We start from the raw sequence: 17247 nt of genomic DNA on the forward strand, positions 1-17247 counted from the left end.
ACTCCACATTATCCGCCTGCACGCGGTCGGGCTTCGGATGAGCGAAGCCCTTGCCAGGAGGCAACAATTAAGATTGTTTTTATTAAATGCCCCGGATGGGGCATCACTACATTAAGCGGAAAATTCACCGATAAAGGTTTCGACGCTGGTGCCGTCAAACTGAGCCACAAGCAGATCGCGGAACTCGCTGGCGATTTGCTCCATTACGGCTTCCAGCTGGACAATCCGCAAGACCAGCACCGGCGCATCGCCGCCGGTCAAGACGCTGTAGCGCAGACGGATTCGGCGCTCGGCCAGGCCCTCGAAAGGGATGCACTTAAATTCAAATGCCGCCGGCATGGTGACTTTGCTCTTTGCCTCAACGCTCTGCATCAGAGAACGCTTACCGCTAAAATCATTTTCCTCATGATCCTGGCTGGTCATGGATTCGATCGTAATCTGCCGAACGCCGGCGACCGCTTTTTTAATGTCCAGCACTTCACCGTCAGCGGTGAAAGCCAGTAAATATTCGTTCCAGTCTTCCAGCCATTCTGCCAGCTCTTTCTGGCCCTCCTTACGGCCGTCGATTTCCAGCAGTGAGGAAAAAGGCGCGGTCTTTTCCAGTTTCAGGCGCGCGGTATTATCTGCATGTCCCGGTTCCGTCAGGGTGCCAAGATTGAAAATAGTGACAGCAGCCATAGCGTCGGCATTTATGAAGCAACGCACGCCGGCGCCTTCATACTCTTTGCAATAACGAACAAAGTCAGGAACGCTGGCGGTAGCCATTTTGCCACGAAAGCGGAAGCGGCCATTTTGGAGATATTCGAGGCTTTGAAGCTTTACACCATCCGGAACAGCGACAACCGGGCAATCAGCTTTGGTCAAATCTCCTACCAGTTCGCCGGTCAGGGACATATCCCGGATCTGGGTGATGGCGCTTGCGTCTATAGATTGCGACATGTGTTGAGTCCTTCGATAAATGAATTTATGAATTATTGGTTATTGAGCTTGCCGTCAGGCTGGCCGGTGATAGTGAAAAGCTGTCCCTGGTCTTCCTGCAGGATGGTGAGTTTCCCGCGCTTGCCGACGTACATCGGGGTTTCGGTAGTGTCTTCCTCGGAAGTTTTCCCGCGCGGGGTGGGGGTGGTAAAACTGAGCCGGTGTTTAATCCGGACCCGTTTTTCTTCGATTGAATTATTCAGCCGTTCAATATCAAAGGTCAGGACCACTTTGGCCTTGCCGCCGTTATTGAGCGCGCCGAGCGCGGCGTCATTCAGAGCTGCAGCAAATTTGTTTTCAAAAATTCCGGCGTCTAATTCAGAAAAAAAGTCTGGAACATTGGTAATATTATTTGGTTCAGACATGGGCTAACCCCTCGTTGATAGCGGCGCTGCACACGCCGCGGTGATACTCCACATACATAGGGCAGGGCAGAGTCCCTTGCCTATGCAGGCGAGAAAAAAGGGCGGAAATGCCAGCTAGAACATTATCTTCACCCCTTTTGAGTTGAAGAGCTGACACCACCGCCAAAGGACTACACACAGCAATACAACATCACCTCCAACAGTGATCGGTTTGTGGTGGCCGGAGCTGATCCCGGCCAGCAGGCTTCCATGGGCACAAGCCCGCACATTCACCACAATCAAAAAGAGCGAACTTCCCACTTTATGGCGCCATCATTGGGATTGATGTATCTAGGCCGGAAGTTTAGCCTTGCGCCAGTCGGATACGGTTTTGCACGCCCGCGCTCTTTGATTGTGGTGGTCCGTTAACGGGGACCGGTCGGGCCTGTATACATTCCGCGGGTATCCAGGCCATCCGCCGCGGTACAACGTGCCCCGAAGGGCGTTCTCTCTCGGTGTATAAGTGGGCGGCCGGTGTCGAACCGGCTACCGGGAGGGATATCCCGATAATCCCCTGATCACCACAACGGTAAGAGCACTGCAGGTTAATCATGAACGCCCCCGAACATGCCAACCTGCGTTAATGCTCTTGCCTGTTATGGGATCTGGTCAGCTACATCAATTCCCAAGGCACATTGCAGACAACAGCAAAGGCCAGAATCCCGATTAAGGTTGCCCACCACTTCCATCCGAGCTTTGCGAGATTTTCCATAACCTGTCCTGCACTTGGTTCCGAATGATTAAAATCTAAAATAATTTAGTTTAAACGTCAAGCATAAAACTAAACATATTTAGTTTATTAATTATTTGTCCGCTGACGGCGGACGAAGGGAGTGATTAACGACGTCTGAAACGACGGTGTTCGACCATAACACCTATGATCGAGATGGATTCTGTTTGAGAACTTTTAGTGGGAAAATCTGGATTCAGAGGGACCAATTCAAAGATTTCATCGCCTTTGGCGTCTATGCCACGCGACCGATATTTCTTGAAGGTTGCCTCGTGAGAACCATTTTTTGCGACAACATAATCACCAGGTATAGGACCTATCTCGGGATCGACAATGATGATGTCACCCTCGGTAAACTCTGGTTCCATTGACCGGCCCTTCAGACGCAACGCAAACGAGCTCGGAGATAATTTCTGGTCAGTAAGTATATAATCAACGTTCCCTTCGAGGCTGCGGGCATCGCTCTCCGCACTCCAAGCCCCAGCCTGCACGAAACTTATGATGGGTATGCTGGTGGTACCTAAAGATGCGGGCATAACGTTTGATTCCTCATTTTTGCCATAGAGGAGATACTCTTCGCTAACCCCGAAATACCTTGCTAAATTTGTCAGCGATTTCCCGCCTGGCTCATTCAGATCCCTTTCCCAATATCCTATTGTGACGTCGCTAACGCCCAAGGCTTTACCCACCTGTGATTGGGTAAGTTTACGATCCTTCCTAAGCGTCTTTACACGCTGTCCTAGAGTAACCACGGATTAGCCCTCAAAATAAAACCTAAATAATCTTAGTTTTTATTGACCAAAATTAAATTAGCTAATAATATCTAAATACTTTTAGGATGGAGGCGTTATGACTACTACCGATTTGGAAAAGTATTTCGGTGACCCGCTAAAAATTGCTGCATTTTTCGGCGTTTCCCCTGAAGCATTTTACCAATGGAGAAAACGACCGGGCCAATTGATACCCAAAGGCAGGGCCACCGAAGCTGCATATCGCACCAAAGGGGCACTTATCTATAACCCCTCGTTGTATGCAAAGAATACAGATTTAAAAGGCCAGAACTAACTACCAAAGGAAAATCAACATGGTAGATATCAAAGAAACCGTCAAAGCAATGTGTAAAGCCTATCCAGGCGGCCGGTCTGCCATGGCTGGTGCCCTGGGCATGACCACCACCCAATTCAACAACAACCTTTACGAGAAAAACGGTTGCCGCTTCTTCGAGCACCACGAACTGGAGGCCATGGAGGATATTTCTGGCACTTCACTCCTGGCTGAGTATTTCTCCCGGCGCCGCGGCGGAATGCATGTTGACGTCCCCAAGTTTGAAGAGCTGGACCAGGTGGAGCTTTTTCAGAAAAGCATCAGGACAGCCGCCGAACGTGGGCAGGTCGATTTAATTATCCAAAAGGCATTGGCGGACGGGGTAATCGATGAAGGGGAAGCGGCGGATATTGAAATACACCATGCCAAACATCTGGCAGCGCGCGAGGAGGAAATCAGGGCAATCCTGGCGCTGTTTGGCCGCAAGAAAGGATCGCGCAAATGACCAGGTCAGAAAAGTTGACGCCCCGAGTGTGCAGCCCAGGGCGTCGGCGCGGAGAAAACATATTGTGGAGTAATCAACGCATGAACAGTGTACCGGCAAACGCTGGTGGCAGGCAATTCCGCTGCCGACCTTTCGTTAATTCCGACCGGAGTCAGCCCTTTGCGTATGACTTCATCTTAAATCAGCCGGGCCAGCCCGCCAACTACCAGCCGGTGACGGAACGGGTAGATCTGGAAACCGCCTGGCGCGCATTCAACGAGCAGGGGGAGGTCGTGTTATGGCTGACCATCGCGTCAATGTGGATCGCGTTTACAGGGATAGATATGGGATTCGGGTGCACGTCGTTGGATGGGACCCCGACAAAAACCGCGTCATCTTCATGCGAGATGGATATGCCCATGAATGCGCGCTGCCGGTTAAAGAATTCAAGAATAAATTCACGAGGTTGGTATGAGCGTTAAGTTATCCAGCTGGGTCTGGGATGGCTGCGCGAATGCCGGTATCCGGGGCGCCAAACTGATGATCATGGCGCGCCTGGCGGATTTCTCCAGCGATGAGGGCATTTGCTGGCCCGGTGTTGAGACTATTGCCCGTCAGATTGGGGCAGGGCGAAGCACCGTTATCACCGCCATAGGAGAACTCGAAAAAGCCGGCTGGCTGAGCAAACAGGAACGCCGCCGCAAAGGCAATCGCAACGAGACAAACGTTTATCGGTTGAACGTTGCAAAGCTACGCAGTGCTGCCGCCGCGGCTGATTCTCACCGTCCAGATTCTGAACCTTCAGATTCTGAACGTTCAAAATCTGAAGGTTCAAATCCTGAACGTTCAGATTTAGGCGAAAAGCCGGGTTTTGACGGTCCAGAATCTGGACCCGATCCGTCATTAAGATCAACACCTGATCCATCAGATATAAAACCTCCTTGTCAGCCGCCGGTGGCGCCCGACCCTGAAATCGAAATAACCGATCATGCTAAACAAGTTCTGGCCCACTTGAACCGAACAACCGGCTCGAAGTACCAGATCAGCAAATCATCCCTGGACAACATCCGCGCCCGGCTGCGGGAAGATTTCACCATGGCCGACTTGATGCTGGTGGTTGACTACAGCGTCGAGAAGTGGGGTGAAGATCTGAAAATGACGGATTATCTGCGCCCGTCCACACTATTCCAGCCGACCAAGTTTCCCGGTTATCTCCAGTCGGCGACCAAATGGCAAACAGCCGGCCGACCGCCGCGCGCCGAGTGGGGCAAAAAAGCATCTGCAGGTGACAACGCCGAGCGGGAAGCCGCCTACAAGCGGTATTTCAGGCTCACCCTGGACAATAAATCCAAAAGCGACATTGAAACCGCCGCACGAAAAGAGGCCGACGGCGCAAGCGTCAAATCCATGCGCGCCGACTTCGCAAAGATCACCTGGAACAAAATATGGGCTGAGTGCAGCCAGCGCCTGAATGGGGGTAAAGCAGCATGAAACTGACGATTTCCGTAGACGAATTCGAACGTGCCGATATTAACGCCGGCATCCGCCGCCTGATCCTGGCCGGCTGCATGAAAGAACATGAATCGCAATTTAATCGCGTCTTGCATGCTGCCGCCGGCCCAACGTGGCGCACCCTGCGCGATCTGGAACTGCTGGTGCTGCAGATGTACGGCGTGGCCGACACACAAGCGGCAATCAGCGCGCGACTGCGCGAGGTTAAGCCGGAAATTCATGGCCTGAAGAAAGAGCGCCTGGCTATCAAAGATCCGCAAACGCTTAAAACCGTTCATTTCTACCGGCTGGTGGCCGCAACTCTGGGGGCAGCATCATGACAACACGTCTGGAAAAGGAAATCGCCCGGGCCAAACAGCTCGAAGCGTCTCATTTGTGGCGCCGTGCGGCGCGCCAATGGTTAACAGTCCTTGATATAACACCTCATACACAAGAGAAGCAACGTGATGCATTGGCCGCGCGCCGGGCACATTGCATCACCTATGGCAATCTGTTTTGCGGCGATTATTCTGGAATTCAAGAAGCAAAGCTAATCGATATGGCGGAAGGAACTGTGGTATGACGAATATCACCAAGGCCGTCTACGCCCAAGCACTGGACGCTATAAAGTCTGCGCCCGTCCATAAGCTCAAGGAAATAGGCGACCAGTGGCGCACGCCGGATGCTTTGTTTTGGGGAATAAACGCCATGTTCGGCCCGCTGGTTCTGGATCTGTTTGCCGATGAGAGCAACGCAAAATGCGAAGCCTATTACACTGCCGAGGATAATGCGCTGGCGCAGGATTGGTCAGCCCGGCTGGCGGAGCTCAACGGGGCCGCGTTCGCCAACCCGCCGTACTCCCGCGCCAGCCAGCACGACGGCCAGTACATTACCGGCATGCGGTACATCCTGGCTTACGCCGCGGAAATGCGGGAACGGGGCGGGCGGTTCGTCTTCCTCATTAAAGCTGCCACGTCCGAAGTTTGGTGGCCGGAGCAGGCCGACCATATTTCATTCATCCGTGGTCGTGTCGGTTTTGACGTTCCTGTCTGGTTCAAACCATCAGACGAACAACAGGTGCCCACCGGTGCGTTTTTTGCCGGAGCCATCGCGGTATTCGATAAAACGTGGACCGGCCCGGCTATGGGGTACGTCAATCGTGACGATTTGATCGCCCGCGGCGAAACGGCGCTGGCACAAATGCATTGGATGGCATCACGCCTAAACCCACCCCAAAATATTCCACAAATGATTCCAGTATCGGAAACGGATAACCGAGTATGGCCTGCAGAGGTGCATTTCCTCTTCGACCAGGTGCCGGTTGCTGAGACACTTCCCCCAGAATTGCAGAACAAAATCCGCCATCACATTAACCGCATGAAGCTGGATGGCCTCCCGTCAGCCTCCATTATTCAGCAAATCGCTTCACTCAGCGCAGCCATGGGAGCAACAGTATGAAGGAAATAATCGTAGATAATTTTGCCGGTGGCGGCGGCGCGTCAACGGGTATTGAAATGGCGATCGGCCGGAGCGTCGATATTGCCATTAATCACGACCAGAACGCGATCGACATGCACAGCACGAACCATCCGGACACGCTGCATTATTGCGAATCAGTTTTCGATGTCGATCCGGTTGTGGCCTGTAGCGGCAGGCCGGTAGCGCTGGCTTGGTTCTCGCCTGACTGCCGTCATTTCAGTAAGGCCAAAGGTAGCACGCCCGTAAAAAAAGAAATAAGGGGCCTTGCCTGGATTGCTCTGCGCTGGGGGCTCAAATCACGTCCACGGGTAATGATTCTGGAAAACGTCAAAGAGTTTAAAACCTGGGGGCCGCTGCTGACCGCTGATGACGGTACACAGCACCCGGACCCGGCTCGGGCGGGAGAAACATTCGCGGCGTTCGTAGCGATGCTGACGACCGGCGTAGCCGCCAATCATCCGGCATTGGACGAATGTTGCGAAATCCTCGGAATTGCTGCGGACAGTGAAGACCGCCTTCGGCTGGTGGCCGGGCTGGGCTATACCGTTGAGTTCCGTGAGCTCCGCGCCAGCGATCTTGGTACTCCAACGATCAGGGAGCGATTTTTCATGGTAATGCGTTGCGATGACGCGGCTATAGCCTGGCCGGTACCGACTCATGGCAATCCAAAATCACTGGAGGTCCAGAGCGGGAAACTCAAACCATGGCGCACCGCGGCGGAAATCATAGACTGGTCCCTACCATGCCCGAGCATATTCGAGCGCAAGCGGCCGCTGGCAGAGAACACGCTTAAACGGATCGCGCGCGGCATCCAGCGCTTCGTTATTGATAACCCGACGCCGTTTATCGTTAAGTGCAACCACTCCACCAAAGACGGTTCTTATGATTGTTTCCGGGGCCAGTCCATTGATGAGCCGCTGAAGACCATAACAAAAACCCATGGCTATGCGCTTGTCAGCCCGGTAATAGCAGGCGCTGGAGGCCCAAAATATCAGGCAAAACCCCGGTCGATAGAACAGCCTTTGCATACGCTATGCAATACCAACCATTCCTGCGTAGTGGCACCGGTTATCGCCCGTATAGGTCAGACAGGTTTCGGTGGCGACCGCATGGCCTACAGCCCGGAAGGCCCGCTCACCACTGTGACCAGTAAAGCCGAACATCTTCTGGTGGCCCCGATCATTGCCCGGCAATTCGGCAACAGCGTCGGCCATGTCGCCGATGAGCCCAGCGGTACTATCACGGCGGGCGGTGGAGGTAAAAGCCAGGTTGTATCGGCATTTCTTGCCAAACACTACGGCGGAAATTATACCGGGGCCGGCGCGGATCTGGCTGAGCCGGCGCATACAGTCACAACGGTTGATCACCATGCCCTGGTATCCGCGCAACTGGTGGGATGTGGCGGCCGGGCCGGACAAAGCCGCCCGCGAGACATCAGCGAACCAGTGCAAACCGTAACAGCAAAAGCCGATTCTGCCCTGGTCACGTCCCATCTGATTAAATTGCGCGGAACCTGCAAAGACGGCCAGCCTGTCACCGAGCCTTTGCCGACCATCACCGCCGGCGGACTGCACATAGGCGAGGTTCGCGCCTTTCTGCTGAAGTATTACGGCACAGATAAAGACGGCTGCGCCATGACCGATCCTCTGCATACCGTGACGTCTAATGATCGATTTGGCTTGGTGACGGTCGCCGGCGTTGATTATCAGATCGTGGATATCGGCATGCGCATGCTGCAACCCCACGAGCTATACGCCGCCCAGGGCTTCCCATCATGGTACATCATCGATCAAGACTACAAGGGCACCAAATACGCCAAAGATAAGCAGGTCGCGCGCTGCGGCAACGCGGTACCGCCGCCATTCGCTGAAGCGCTGGTGCGCGCTAACCTGCCGGAGTTGTGCCGGGCCAAAGCCGAGGAGGCTGCATGATATTGGTCTTGCCATTTCCGCCCAGCGTGAACAGCTACTGGCGCGCCCCGAATAAGGGGCCGCTGGCTGGCCGGCATTTAATCAGTGCTGACGGGCGCCGGTATCGAAACGATGTTTTTGCGTCAGTTCTAGAGCAGTTACGCCGGATCCCAAAGGCGTTGCGCCATGATGTGAGTATCGATCTGGTGCTATACCCTCCCAACCGCGCACGCCGGGATCTGGATAATTGCTTTAAAGCGCTGTTCGATGCGCTGACGCATGCCGGCATATGGGTAGACGACAGCCAGGTTAAACAGCTTTCGGCGCGATGGGGAGAGGTCACCACCGGCGGCAAGGCCGAGATAACGATCAGGGAGATAACAGCATGAGGGCTTTATTAACTCCCTGCCTGCAGCGCGAGCTGGGTTTGGTTTTATTCAGGCCCGGTAATGAGCTATTGCCGATGTTCACCGCAGGCCGAGTGTTGATCAGCAATGAACCAGACTTTATGAAAACCCTCCCCACCGGTGGGATGGCTGATACCAGTCAGACGCTTGCAGACGATTCCACGCTGGTGGCGTTTTTTACTGACGCCCGGGTCATAGCCGCGGCGGGTGGCGTTGCTTCGCTTGATGAATGGCTTACATTGCGCGCGGATACATGTCAGTGGCCAAATGACGAATATCACGATCCGAACATGACAATACGCCGCTACGGACCTGGCGCGGTTCGGCTGTGCTGGCACCATGACCATGCATTCAGGGATATGGCGCTGGATAAACTGGAGGAGATAGCCGCGCGCAACCTGTCCGAGTGGATTCTGGATAAAGCCCGTATTGCGTTTATGTTTCCTGAGCATCATCAAATCACTTTGCCTGAGCTTTGCTGGTGGGCCTCCCTATACAGCGTTATTTCAGCAATGCCAGAAATGCCGGCGCGGAGGGTGTTGAAATGGCCGGAGCCGGAATCCCATAAATCCGTTATGAGGGAATCCGATATAGAGCCGTTACGGCGGGCCACCGACGTTCTGGAGGAAACCGCAAAACAGGTGCTGGCCTTGAAAATAGATCCGGAAACGCCGGAATCATTCATGTTGCGGCCGAAGCGCCGTCGCTGGGTGAATGAGCAATATACCCGGTGGGTAAAGTCGCAGCCGTGCGAGGGATGCGGCAACCCGTCAGATGATCCCCATCACATCATCGGCTACGGCCAGGGTGGGATGGGAACGAAAGCGCATGACCTATTCGTGATACCGCTGTGCAGGCGCTGCCACGACGAGCTGCATAGGGATATGCGGACATTTGAACAAGAGCACGACACCCAGCCAGTAATGCTGATGCGTGTTTTGGACAGAGCCCTGGCGATAGGCGTGATTGCCACCGGCAAAAAATAAGAAAGTGGAGAGTGGGCAATGCTGAATTTTGATTACATCCGGGAACGTGTTTCAACGGCGCTTGCTGACATACGCACTGCTACAAAAGGACAACTAGCTGCATTTGAGGATTCTCCGATGACCCATTCCACGCGGTATAAGCGCAAGCGGCCGCGGGTAATAGAGCTAGGCGACAGGAGGGTGTGTGCAGACACTGATCCTATTTACTGCCCGGAAACGCGTAACAGAAAGCAACCATTCCCGCCGATTGACCCCATTACCTATTCCTATAGCTCCTGGCGCCGGGCTATAGGCGAGCTTGAACCATATCAGGAAGCATGGATCCGGTATTGCTATGGGTATGACTTGGACTATGGGCATCAGGTTACGATCTGCCAATTTATCTGGGACGAGTTTCAAAAACAGCTGGTGGGCAAAAAGGTAACCGAAAAAATGCGCGGCCGCTTGGCGTCATTGGTATGGCTAGCGGCTCAGGAAAGCGCCGGGCATTGGGATATGTTTCGCAATCCGTATACCAGCAAACGGCTATCTGAGCTGGTGGGGGTAAAGCCAGACAACTGGTCCAAAAACTACAGGCAGCACTGGAACTCGCTCATTGTGTTATGCGACGAGCTTGATATATCGGCACTAGGAGCGATTTTATCTAAAAGAAGTGATGCACGTTACAGAAACTTAGCATCATAATACTTGCAAAAATCAACTTTATCGGCGATATTAAGAGTATATTAGATATTATGCCAATTTTTTAAATAACCAAAACCTCGCCACGGCGGGGTTTTGCTTTTTCTGGAGTTCAAATGGCTGAGTGCCGTTCCGAGCAATTGATTTTCCGCCCTGCTAGCGAAAAACCAACAGAAGACATGCATGATGTTGAGGTGATCGTATACAACCCATGCGATGGCTGGCACATCGGGGAAATCCGGGTGGATAAAGACGATGATTGTTATATCGGAATCTATGACTGGTCTGGTAGCGAACTGACTTCTCATGATTTTTATGTAACCTGGGCAATCCTTCCCGATGGCTTAAAGTTAGGGCGGGCTTTCGAAGTCAAAAAAGGGTGGACACAGCGTTGAGCTTCAATGTACTGCTTGGAGTCAGCGGTTGCACAACTTGAAATGCATGAGGCTTGTTTTTTTTTGCACACTCGCCTCGGGTAGTTAGATAGTTTATCAAATGTCCTTCTAACAACGTAGAATATCCAAGTTATCTTTTTTCATGCTCGAAAAGCTACAAATGTCACGCAAATTTAGTTGCCAGTTACCCCTGAAAGGCTCTATATTAAATCGATAAGTTTCATAAAAAGTACCTCCTTTAAGGAGGTTTTTTCGTCTTTAATGGTCGGTGGACACTACATGTTGTGTCTGCTCGGTTTTTCTGGCACTACATGTTGTGGCTAGAGGGGTTCCTAATGAATATATCTGAACTGTATACCAAATATGAGATCAAACCGGCAGAATATATGCCGAACGAAAGCTCGGATGATTTTGGCCGACGTGTTATGAGTTCTTCACCCAACATAGTAGAGCAAAAAGGTGTTATGTATTCAACTGGTTCAAAACTCAGTGAAAACACCCAAAATCAGAAAAATTCCAATACTTATCAGATGTATACATATTAGAAAAATAAATCATGCCTAATTGGAACAAGGTTATGGGCGAGATGGCTGTTCTCGCCCAAAAAAGCCCTTTTGATACTGTTAGAAGCAAATATATTAAAGAAATGTCACAACTGACAGGTCGGAATGTAATAGCGTATTATTCAGGATTTCTACAGAAAAATTCCCAGTCAAATCAACACCTTATATCCATGACAGATGATGATAAAAATGGGTTCATGGCTGCAATTCATGGATTAAATCCGGAATTGGGCCTTGATTTGATATTGCATACACCTGGCGGGGATATAGCTGCACTAGAATCAATTGGGTATTATCTTCGTGCGAAATTTGGTAAAAATATCAGAGCATTTGTTCCTATGATTTCTATGTCTGCAGGCACTATGCTTGCATGTTGTGCAAAGGAAATTATCATGGGGAAACAATCAAACATAGGCCCGTTCGATCCTCAAGTTGGGGGCGTTCCTGCTCATGGAGTGCTTGAAGAGTCACAAAATGCTTTGCAGGATATTTTAAAAAATCCGGCGTCAGCAGCATATTGGCAGTTTACTCTTTCGAAGCTAAATCCAACATTTATTGGTGAATGCCAAAAAGCTATCCAATGGGCAACAACGATCGTTAGCGATTGGTTGGTCACTGGCATGTTTGATGGGGATGCCGACGCCCACACTAAGGCAGAAGCTATCTGTGCTAGCTTGAATAATCATTCCTCAACATTTGCCCATGCACGTCATATTCATATTGATAAAGCGTTGCAAATCGGTCTAAACATAACAGCTATGGAAAGCAATCAAGACCTCCAAGACTTGGTTTTGACTATTCATCATAGTTTTATGCATACATTCGGCAATAGTTCAGCAGCGAAAATAATTGAAAATCAAGAGGATGGACGGATGGTGTGGCATGTTCCTCCAAATGGTCATTGATTAGAAATAATAAAATCTAATAAATTTGAGGCTTATGCTGATTAACGCATTGCGTGGCAATTGAAATGCAATCTTATCCTAAGTTTAAATAATATATTATGCCTTTATCGCTGAATATTTTTGTCAACAATGCCAGATTTTTGATTTCAAGAGCCGCACTCAGGTGTGGCTTTTTCTTTGTGAAATGGGCGGCGGTGATGGTGCGCTAACACCAAAACCGCCATTCGCCTGTATCGGGGATCACAAGCGAACCAAGGCCCACTGCTGATGTGCACACAGCAAAGTGAGCCTATCAAAAAGGACGCTTCTGGTCTATGAAAAATACTGTTAATTTAAACAGTGCTAAGCTCGTTCACGCGGATTCCCTCAGCTACATCAAAACGCTTCCTGATAACTCCATCGATCTGATTGCCACCGACCCGCCGTACTACCGGGTTAAAGCGCTCGCATGGGATCGGCAGTGGGATAGTGTTGAAGATTATCTGGCCTGGCTGGACGACATGCTGGTGGAGTTTTGGCGAGTACTGAAACCGGCTGGCAGCATGTATCTGTTTTGCGGCTCGCGCCTGGCGTCAGATACCGAATTGCTGGTGCGCCAACGCTTCGACGTGTTCAACCACATCATATGGGCGAAACCATCTGGGCAGTGGAAAGGTTGTCGCAAAGAAGATCTGCGATCTTTCTTCCCTGCAACGGAGCGGATCATATTCGCTGGTCATTATGGCGCAGAGGGATATGCAAAGGGCCAAGTGGGGTACGCGAGTAAATGCAAGGAGCTCAAAGCCCAGGTATTTAAGCCCCTAATTGATTACTTTCGCAATGCCCGCGCTGCCCTGAATATTTCAGCTGCGGAAATCAACGCGGCAACCGGCACGCAGATGTGTTCTCACTGGTTTTCCGAAAGTCAGTGGCAACTACCGAAACCAGAGCAATACGCCGCGTTGCAAAAGCTGTTCGCTAAAAAGGCGCTCGCCGCCGGTTTAGCTTGCCCGCTGGCGGGGCTTCATTGTTCTTTGCGTGAACGTTATGATGCGCTGAGCGAGACCTACTCCAGACTGGTAGAGGAATACGGCGAATTGCGCCAGCAATATCAGAATCTGCGCCGACCGTTCGCAGTAACGAAAGAAGTCCCTTATACCGATGTCTGGACGTTCCCGCCGGTACAATCGTACCCGGGCAAGCATCCCTGCGAAAAGCCGGCCGACATGATGCGACATATTATCCAGGCCAGCAGTCGGCCAGGCGATGTGGTGGCCGATTTCTTTATGGGGTCCGGGGCAATGGTAAAAGCCGCAATAGCGCTTGGAAGAAAATCGATAGGGGTTGAACTGGAGGAAGAGCGTTTCCTGAAGACCCGCAAAGAGATCGAAATGACGTCAGTTAAATAAACGTACCGATGTTTTACCGAAATGAGGCTGCCTAACCAGGCGGCTTTTTTTATTCCCGCGCCACGCTCGGCGTACTTCAACCACAGAACCTTTCAGGGGTGAGCCACAGTGGTGGTCAGTGTGACTAATCTGTGGGCTGATCATTCATCCAAAAAGTAGCTCTCTGCAATAGGCATGCTTCTGAGTGCCTTTGACAAAGAGCTTTTCATTTTCGGTCCGCCCAGTATTTTCCTTGCCATCCTGGCTGGTGGACTGCTTTTACCCACATACACCGGGTGACCGGGTAAATAACGAGCCTGCTATGGATTGGAATGCCTTGGTGTCTTCAGTATTTTCCAAAGAAACGGCTATAGGCGGATTCATTTCGATCATATTCGGTGCTGGAGGTTACGCAGCTTTTGGCCGCAGATTCCTGTCAAGCAGCAAGGCTCTCATCACGAACGATAAACAGTGGTCGGACACTCTGGAAAAACAGGGTAAATATATCGACCGACTGGAGATAGCATTGGAAGCACGCAATGCCGACCTCAAGGCTCGTGATGTCGAGATTGAAAAGAAAGATGAACTGATCCGGCAATATTATCAAGACCTCGCCGCGACGAAAGCTGAACTGCAGATTATTCAAAGCTCGCAGATCTATTTAACCCGCAAAGTTGACGAGCTGACCGCCGTTAATAAAACGATGTCAGAAGAGCTTTCACGCTTACGTTCTGAATTGGGAGCCGCCCGATGATTCACCTCGAATTCAAAAACAGCGAACTGACCATCACCTGGCGAATGCTGGTTTTGTTGTTCTGCGTAGCGCTGGGCATACACCTCGGCGGGGTAGTGAGTGGCTATTGCATTGCACAAGCGCAGTTCGCCCAGCGCGCAGAGGCCCGCGATAAAGCGATCGCTCAGTTGCCTGACAAGACAGCTGATAAGGTCAAGCAGGCCGTAGAGGACAATGACAAATGACCAAAGACGATATTTTCAACGAGATTATCGGCAGGGAAGGCGGCTACGTTGATAACCCTGACGATGCTGGTGGCCCGACAAATTGGGGTATCACGCAAACAACTGCTCGCGCACATGGCTACACCGGCGATATGAAGAATCTGACCCGGCTGCAGGCCATCGCCATCTTGGACGCCGACTACTGGACTGGCCCACGGTTCGATCAGGTCGCCCAGGTCTCTATGCCGATTGCTGTGGAACTGACGGATACCGGCGTAAACATGGGGCCATCGGTCGCGGCTAAGTTTCTTCAGCGAAGCCTTAACGCGATGAACAATCAGGGCAAGCTATATCCGGATCTGATTGCTGATGGACAGGTAGGTCCGCGTACTATCACCGCGCTGAAAACGTACCTTTCGTCCCGCGGCACAAACAGCCTCGTGATCATGTTGCGCTCGCTTAATTGCCTGCAGGGTGCGAAATACATCGAACTGGCTGAAAGCCGGGCCGCCAACGAGACGTTTGTCTATGGCTGGCTTGCCAATAGGGTGGCGTAATGTCAATTCTCGATATCCTGCGCAGTTCAGGCGATGGGTCAATATCCATGAGCAAGACTCATGCAACGTTGGGTTTCCTGGTGGCTACCGGCATTGTTGCTTGGTACGCCTACAACCTCCAACTCTCTGAATGGATGTTTGTTGCCTACATGGGTATTGCCCTTGGCGCCAATTCCATCAACAAGAAAATCGCCACCGACGCGCCGCCGCCACCCCCACCACAAGAAGGGTCAAGACTATGACAGTTATAATCGCCTGGATATTCTCCCACTTGTCCGTGATTGGCGCAGGTTTGGCCGCGCTGGTGGGCATTATCGCAACTGCATTTGGCCTTGGACATTCGAAAGGAAAGGCTACGGCTGAGAACGTCGCAAAGGTCGAGAAGGTCGAGGAAGAAAAGCAGACCATTCAGGATATGGCCACCCGGCAAACTACCGTAACAACTGAGGCCGCCAATGTTCAGGAAAACGTTAACCATATGTCTGACGCTGATGTTGATAGCGAGTTGCTCGCAAAATACTCCTACCCCTCAGACAAAGACGGTAGTCGTTGATACGGCGTGCAGTTGGGTAAGGATCATCCGCCTAACGCCTGACGATATTAAAACACTCGACCCGCGTACTAAAAAGGACATCCTGGCTCATGACAAGGCGGTGGAGGCTAACTGTTCAGATGTAGCTAGATAACTCATGTACAACTGGATTATAAGCAGGCATGTTGGTTTCTAATATAAAATTCATTGCGAACGCAATCTTTTGAGATTGCCTTGAAATGTGCATTTACGAGTGAGTCTGATAATGCACAAGCCCCCACGGAAAACTTGCTATATTTGATTGAGCTAAGTATGTTGGTTATTTACGAAAGGGGGAACTATGGAAACTAAAATTGAGGGTGTTCGTCTGAGTGCAAATACTTTTGGGAAAGCCACAAATGGTGAATATGTTCCGCCCAGTGGCGGTGTCATAACTAGCATTGACACACAAAACCAGACATTTACCTATGCCTTCTTGCAAGTCAAAAGCGGCGAAACATGGTATACGATTGGTCAGTAAGAAAAATCTAACCGCCCGAAAGACTTTTTATTATGTTCAGTCAGCCTCGCACTAGCGGGGCTTTTTTATTGTGATATGTATTGAGTATCAATGCGAAAACAGCGTAATGAATTTAATGAAGTTTTTTTACCTGAATCATAGAAACGGTCCATTTCAGTTATTTTTGCGATGAGTGCGTATAAGTCAGCAAGCCCTGTATATTGGCAATGGTTAGGCAGCTCTAAATAATGCTATAGCATTCACAAAGATGACAGTAGTTTAGATTCAGGCAGTTACACCATTTTCTACGACTGAATGGTATTAAAAGCATTTGGAAGCAGGCGGTCAATATTATGCATGTAAAGCCATCATCAATTCCTTTCAGCTCAACTTGGGGAGTGTCGATGGCGGCTCTTGATATGCTGGAAATAGCATGAAAGAACAACGCATCTACGGCAGCAAGTGGGACCGGATGCGCCTGGCTTTCCTGCGTGAGCATCCACTCTGTGTCATGTGTAAGCGGCAGGGCCGAGTCGTGGCCGCTGCTATTGTTGATCACATCGTTGCCCACCGACTTAAGGACGCGCTGCAATCCGGCAATGCCGAGGCTATTACCAAAGCGCAAAAACTCTTCTGGGACCGAAAGAACTGGCAATCGCTATGTAAACAGCATCACGACTCTACCAAGCAGCGCATGGAGAAGAGCGGCATCATGCCGGGATGCACCGAGGATGGCATACCACTCGATCCCAATTCACATTGGCGCAAATGAAAACGTTTATCACCGGCATCAAATGAGAGCCATTCTCAACGGGGAGGGCGGGTCGAAAGTTCAGGGCTTAGCCTCCTGAGGACCGAGCAGCCTGCTTTTTGTGCAC

Annotated in this window: 26 protein-coding genes; 23 read left to right on the forward strand and 3 right to left on the reverse strand. The window is 51.1% G+C overall.

Annotated elements, in window-relative coordinates:
• Positions 1–111 precede the first annotated feature (111 nt).
• The 3 genes from ACL2XM_RS03220 to ACL2XM_RS03230 all read right to left on the reverse strand — a co-directional run bounded on the left by ACL2XM_RS03220 (position 112) and on the right by ACL2XM_RS03230 (position 2864).
• Positions 112–939: a YfdQ family protein gene (locus tag ACL2XM_RS03220; protein ID WP_413732299.1), complete on the reverse strand. Its 828-nt coding sequence runs from the start codon at positions 937–939 to the stop codon at positions 112–114.
• Positions 940–971: 32 nt separating this feature from the next.
• On the reverse strand, positions 972–1343 hold the full coding sequence (locus tag ACL2XM_RS03225; RefSeq protein WP_413722661.1) for a hypothetical protein: 372 nt from the start codon (positions 1341–1343) through the stop codon (positions 972–974).
• Between the two features lie 876 nt (positions 1344–2219).
• Entirely contained in the window at positions 2220–2864 is a 645-nt protein-coding gene (locus ACL2XM_RS03230) for a LexA family protein (RefSeq protein WP_413732301.1), read from the reverse strand.
• Positions 2865–2961: 97 nt separating this feature from the next.
• Between ACL2XM_RS03230 and ACL2XM_RS03235 the strand changes: the two genes are divergently transcribed.
• The 23 genes from ACL2XM_RS03235 (at position 2962) to ACL2XM_RS03345 (ending at position 17141) form a co-directional block, all read left to right on the forward strand.
• Complete coding sequence (locus tag ACL2XM_RS03235) at positions 2962–3177, forward strand: Cro/CI family transcriptional regulator (protein WP_413732302.1); 216 nt, start codon at positions 2962–2964, stop codon at positions 3175–3177.
• 19 nt (positions 3178–3196) lie between these two features.
• Positions 3197–3661, forward strand: coding sequence for a YmfL family putative regulatory protein (locus tag ACL2XM_RS03240; RefSeq protein ID WP_413732303.1), 465 nt, complete (start codon positions 3197–3199; stop codon positions 3659–3661).
• 277 nt (positions 3662–3938) lie between these two features.
• Positions 3939–4115 carry a DUF4222 domain-containing protein gene (locus ACL2XM_RS03245; RefSeq protein ID WP_413722665.1) on the forward strand — a complete coding sequence of 59 codons (177 nt, stop codon included), beginning with the start codon at positions 3939–3941 and terminating at the stop codon, positions 4113–4115.
• Entirely contained in the window at positions 4112–5131 is a 1020-nt protein-coding gene (locus tag ACL2XM_RS03250; protein ID WP_413732305.1) for a conserved phage C-terminal domain-containing protein, read from the forward strand. Before ACL2XM_RS03245 ends, ACL2XM_RS03250 begins: the two co-directional genes overlap by 4 nt.
• On the forward strand, positions 5128–5472 hold the full coding sequence (locus ACL2XM_RS03255; RefSeq protein WP_413732306.1) for a hypothetical protein: 345 nt from the start codon (positions 5128–5130) through the stop codon (positions 5470–5472). Before ACL2XM_RS03250 ends, ACL2XM_RS03255 begins: the two co-directional genes overlap by 4 nt.
• Complete coding sequence (locus ACL2XM_RS03260) at positions 5469–5714, forward strand: PerC family transcriptional regulator (RefSeq protein ID WP_413732308.1); 246 nt, start codon at positions 5469–5471, stop codon at positions 5712–5714. Before ACL2XM_RS03255 ends, ACL2XM_RS03260 begins: the two co-directional genes overlap by 4 nt.
• Positions 5711–6589 (forward strand): phage N-6-adenine-methyltransferase, encoded by an 879-nt coding sequence (locus ACL2XM_RS03265; RefSeq protein WP_413732309.1) that lies wholly within the window; start codon positions 5711–5713, stop codon positions 6587–6589. The genes ACL2XM_RS03260 and ACL2XM_RS03265 overlap by 4 nt, the downstream gene beginning before the upstream one ends.
• Entirely contained in the window at positions 6586–8541 is a 1956-nt protein-coding gene (locus ACL2XM_RS03270; RefSeq protein ID WP_413732310.1) for a DNA cytosine methyltransferase, read from the forward strand. Before ACL2XM_RS03265 ends, ACL2XM_RS03270 begins: the two co-directional genes overlap by 4 nt.
• On the forward strand, positions 8538–8909 hold the full coding sequence (locus ACL2XM_RS03275) for a RusA family crossover junction endodeoxyribonuclease (protein WP_413732312.1): 372 nt from the start codon (positions 8538–8540) through the stop codon (positions 8907–8909). The genes ACL2XM_RS03270 and ACL2XM_RS03275 overlap by 4 nt, the downstream gene beginning before the upstream one ends.
• Positions 8906–9913, forward strand: a complete 1008-nt coding sequence (locus tag ACL2XM_RS03280) for a DUF968 domain-containing protein (RefSeq protein WP_413732314.1) — start codon at positions 8906–8908, stop codon at positions 9911–9913. The genes ACL2XM_RS03275 and ACL2XM_RS03280 overlap by 4 nt, the downstream gene beginning before the upstream one ends.
• Positions 9914–9931: 18 nt before the next feature.
• Positions 9932–10597, forward strand: a complete 666-nt coding sequence (locus tag ACL2XM_RS03285) for a bacteriophage antitermination protein Q (protein WP_413732316.1) — start codon at positions 9932–9934, stop codon at positions 10595–10597.
• Positions 10598–10710: 113 nt separating this feature from the next.
• Complete coding sequence (locus tag ACL2XM_RS03290) at positions 10711–10989, forward strand: hypothetical protein (RefSeq protein WP_413732318.1); 279 nt, start codon at positions 10711–10713, stop codon at positions 10987–10989.
• Between the two features lie 335 nt (positions 10990–11324).
• Positions 11325–11534, forward strand: a complete 210-nt coding sequence (locus ACL2XM_RS03295) for a hypothetical protein (RefSeq protein WP_413732319.1) — start codon at positions 11325–11327, stop codon at positions 11532–11534.
• 11 nt (positions 11535–11545) lie between these two features.
• Entirely contained in the window at positions 11546–12457 is a 912-nt protein-coding gene (locus tag ACL2XM_RS03300) for an SDH family Clp fold serine proteinase (protein WP_413732320.1), read from the forward strand.
• 314 nt (positions 12458–12771) lie between these two features.
• On the forward strand, positions 12772–13845 hold the full coding sequence (locus tag ACL2XM_RS03305; protein ID WP_413732321.1) for a DNA-methyltransferase: 1074 nt from the start codon (positions 12772–12774) through the stop codon (positions 13843–13845).
• Positions 13846–14146: 301 nt separating this feature from the next.
• Complete coding sequence (locus ACL2XM_RS03310) at positions 14147–14578, forward strand: hypothetical protein (RefSeq protein WP_413722676.1); 432 nt, start codon at positions 14147–14149, stop codon at positions 14576–14578.
• Positions 14575–14802, forward strand: coding sequence for a hypothetical protein (locus ACL2XM_RS03315; RefSeq protein ID WP_413722677.1), 228 nt, complete (start codon positions 14575–14577; stop codon positions 14800–14802). Before ACL2XM_RS03310 ends, ACL2XM_RS03315 begins: the two co-directional genes overlap by 4 nt.
• Positions 14799–15338 (forward strand): glycoside hydrolase family 108 protein, encoded by a 540-nt coding sequence (locus tag ACL2XM_RS03320; RefSeq protein WP_413732323.1) that lies wholly within the window; start codon positions 14799–14801, stop codon positions 15336–15338. Before ACL2XM_RS03315 ends, ACL2XM_RS03320 begins: the two co-directional genes overlap by 4 nt.
• Positions 15338–15580, forward strand: a complete 243-nt coding sequence (locus tag ACL2XM_RS03325; RefSeq protein WP_413732325.1) for a hypothetical protein — start codon at positions 15338–15340, stop codon at positions 15578–15580. The genes ACL2XM_RS03320 and ACL2XM_RS03325 overlap by 1 nt, the downstream gene beginning before the upstream one ends.
• Positions 15577–15891 carry a hypothetical protein gene (locus ACL2XM_RS03330; protein ID WP_413733272.1) on the forward strand — a complete coding sequence of 105 codons (315 nt, stop codon included), beginning with the start codon at positions 15577–15579 and terminating at the stop codon, positions 15889–15891. Before ACL2XM_RS03325 ends, ACL2XM_RS03330 begins: the two co-directional genes overlap by 4 nt.
• On the forward strand, positions 15830–16024 hold the full coding sequence (locus tag ACL2XM_RS03335) for a hypothetical protein (RefSeq protein WP_413733179.1): 195 nt from the start codon (positions 15830–15832) through the stop codon (positions 16022–16024). Before ACL2XM_RS03330 ends, ACL2XM_RS03335 begins: the two co-directional genes overlap by 62 nt.
• Before the next feature lie 186 nt (positions 16025–16210).
• Entirely contained in the window at positions 16211–16390 is a 180-nt protein-coding gene (locus ACL2XM_RS03340; RefSeq protein ID WP_413732327.1) for a hypothetical protein, read from the forward strand.
• Positions 16391–16802: 412 nt separating this feature from the next.
• On the forward strand, positions 16803–17141 hold the full coding sequence (locus ACL2XM_RS03345) for an HNH endonuclease signature motif containing protein (RefSeq protein WP_413732329.1): 339 nt from the start codon (positions 16803–16805) through the stop codon (positions 17139–17141).
• Positions 17142–17247: the final 106 nt, after the last annotated feature.

This window comes from Sodalis sp. RH20 (genome assembly GCF_047324205.1).
In the GTDB taxonomy this organism is placed as follows: domain Bacteria; phylum Pseudomonadota; class Gammaproteobacteria; order Enterobacterales; family Enterobacteriaceae; genus Acerihabitans.

Coding starts and splice junctions, on each gene's coding strand:
- ACL2XM_RS03220 (WP_413732299.1), bottom strand. CDS start 939: ATGTCGCAATCTATAGACGCAAGCGCCATCACCCAGATCCGGGATATG.
- ACL2XM_RS03320 (WP_413732323.1), top strand. CDS start 14,799: ATGACCAAAGACGATATTTTCAACGAGATTATCGGCAGGGAAGGCGGC.
- ACL2XM_RS03280 (WP_413732314.1), top strand. CDS start 8,906: ATGAGGGCTTTATTAACTCCCTGCCTGCAGCGCGAGCTGGGTTTGGTT.
- ACL2XM_RS03310 (WP_413722676.1), top strand. CDS start 14,147: ATGGATTGGAATGCCTTGGTGTCTTCAGTATTTTCCAAAGAAACGGCT.
- ACL2XM_RS03250 (WP_413732305.1), top strand. CDS start 4,112: ATGAGCGTTAAGTTATCCAGCTGGGTCTGGGATGGCTGCGCGAATGCC.
- ACL2XM_RS03300 (WP_413732320.1), top strand. CDS start 11,546: ATGCCTAATTGGAACAAGGTTATGGGCGAGATGGCTGTTCTCGCCCAA.
- ACL2XM_RS03285 (WP_413732316.1), top strand. CDS start 9,932: ATGCTGAATTTTGATTACATCCGGGAACGTGTTTCAACGGCGCTTGCT.
- ACL2XM_RS03235 (WP_413732302.1), top strand. CDS start 2,962: ATGACTACTACCGATTTGGAAAAGTATTTCGGTGACCCGCTAAAAATT.
- ACL2XM_RS03255 (WP_413732306.1), top strand. CDS start 5,128: ATGAAACTGACGATTTCCGTAGACGAATTCGAACGTGCCGATATTAAC.
- ACL2XM_RS03275 (WP_413732312.1), top strand. CDS start 8,538: ATGATATTGGTCTTGCCATTTCCGCCCAGCGTGAACAGCTACTGGCGC.
- ACL2XM_RS03260 (WP_413732308.1), top strand. CDS start 5,469: ATGACAACACGTCTGGAAAAGGAAATCGCCCGGGCCAAACAGCTCGAA.
- ACL2XM_RS03295 (WP_413732319.1), top strand. CDS start 11,325: ATGAATATATCTGAACTGTATACCAAATATGAGATCAAACCGGCAGAA.
- ACL2XM_RS03290 (WP_413732318.1), top strand. CDS start 10,711: ATGGCTGAGTGCCGTTCCGAGCAATTGATTTTCCGCCCTGCTAGCGAA.
- ACL2XM_RS03315 (WP_413722677.1), top strand. CDS start 14,575: ATGATTCACCTCGAATTCAAAAACAGCGAACTGACCATCACCTGGCGA.
- ACL2XM_RS03335 (WP_413733179.1), top strand. CDS start 15,830: ATGTTGATAGCGAGTTGCTCGCAAAATACTCCTACCCCTCAGACAAAG.
- ACL2XM_RS03305 (WP_413732321.1), top strand. CDS start 12,772: ATGAAAAATACTGTTAATTTAAACAGTGCTAAGCTCGTTCACGCGGAT.
- ACL2XM_RS03270 (WP_413732310.1), top strand. CDS start 6,586: ATGAAGGAAATAATCGTAGATAATTTTGCCGGTGGCGGCGGCGCGTCA.
- ACL2XM_RS03245 (WP_413722665.1), top strand. CDS start 3,939: ATGGCTGACCATCGCGTCAATGTGGATCGCGTTTACAGGGATAGATAT.
- ACL2XM_RS03345 (WP_413732329.1), top strand. CDS start 16,803: ATGAAAGAACAACGCATCTACGGCAGCAAGTGGGACCGGATGCGCCTG.
- ACL2XM_RS03225 (WP_413722661.1), bottom strand. CDS start 1,343: ATGTCTGAACCAAATAATATTACCAATGTTCCAGACTTTTTTTCTGAA.
- ACL2XM_RS03340 (WP_413732327.1), top strand. CDS start 16,211: ATGGAAACTAAAATTGAGGGTGTTCGTCTGAGTGCAAATACTTTTGGG.
- ACL2XM_RS03330 (WP_413733272.1), top strand. CDS start 15,577: ATGACAGTTATAATCGCCTGGATATTCTCCCACTTGTCCGTGATTGGC.
- ACL2XM_RS03265 (WP_413732309.1), top strand. CDS start 5,711: ATGACGAATATCACCAAGGCCGTCTACGCCCAAGCACTGGACGCTATA.
- ACL2XM_RS03325 (WP_413732325.1), top strand. CDS start 15,338: ATGTCAATTCTCGATATCCTGCGCAGTTCAGGCGATGGGTCAATATCC.
- ACL2XM_RS03240 (WP_413732303.1), top strand. CDS start 3,197: ATGGTAGATATCAAAGAAACCGTCAAAGCAATGTGTAAAGCCTATCCA.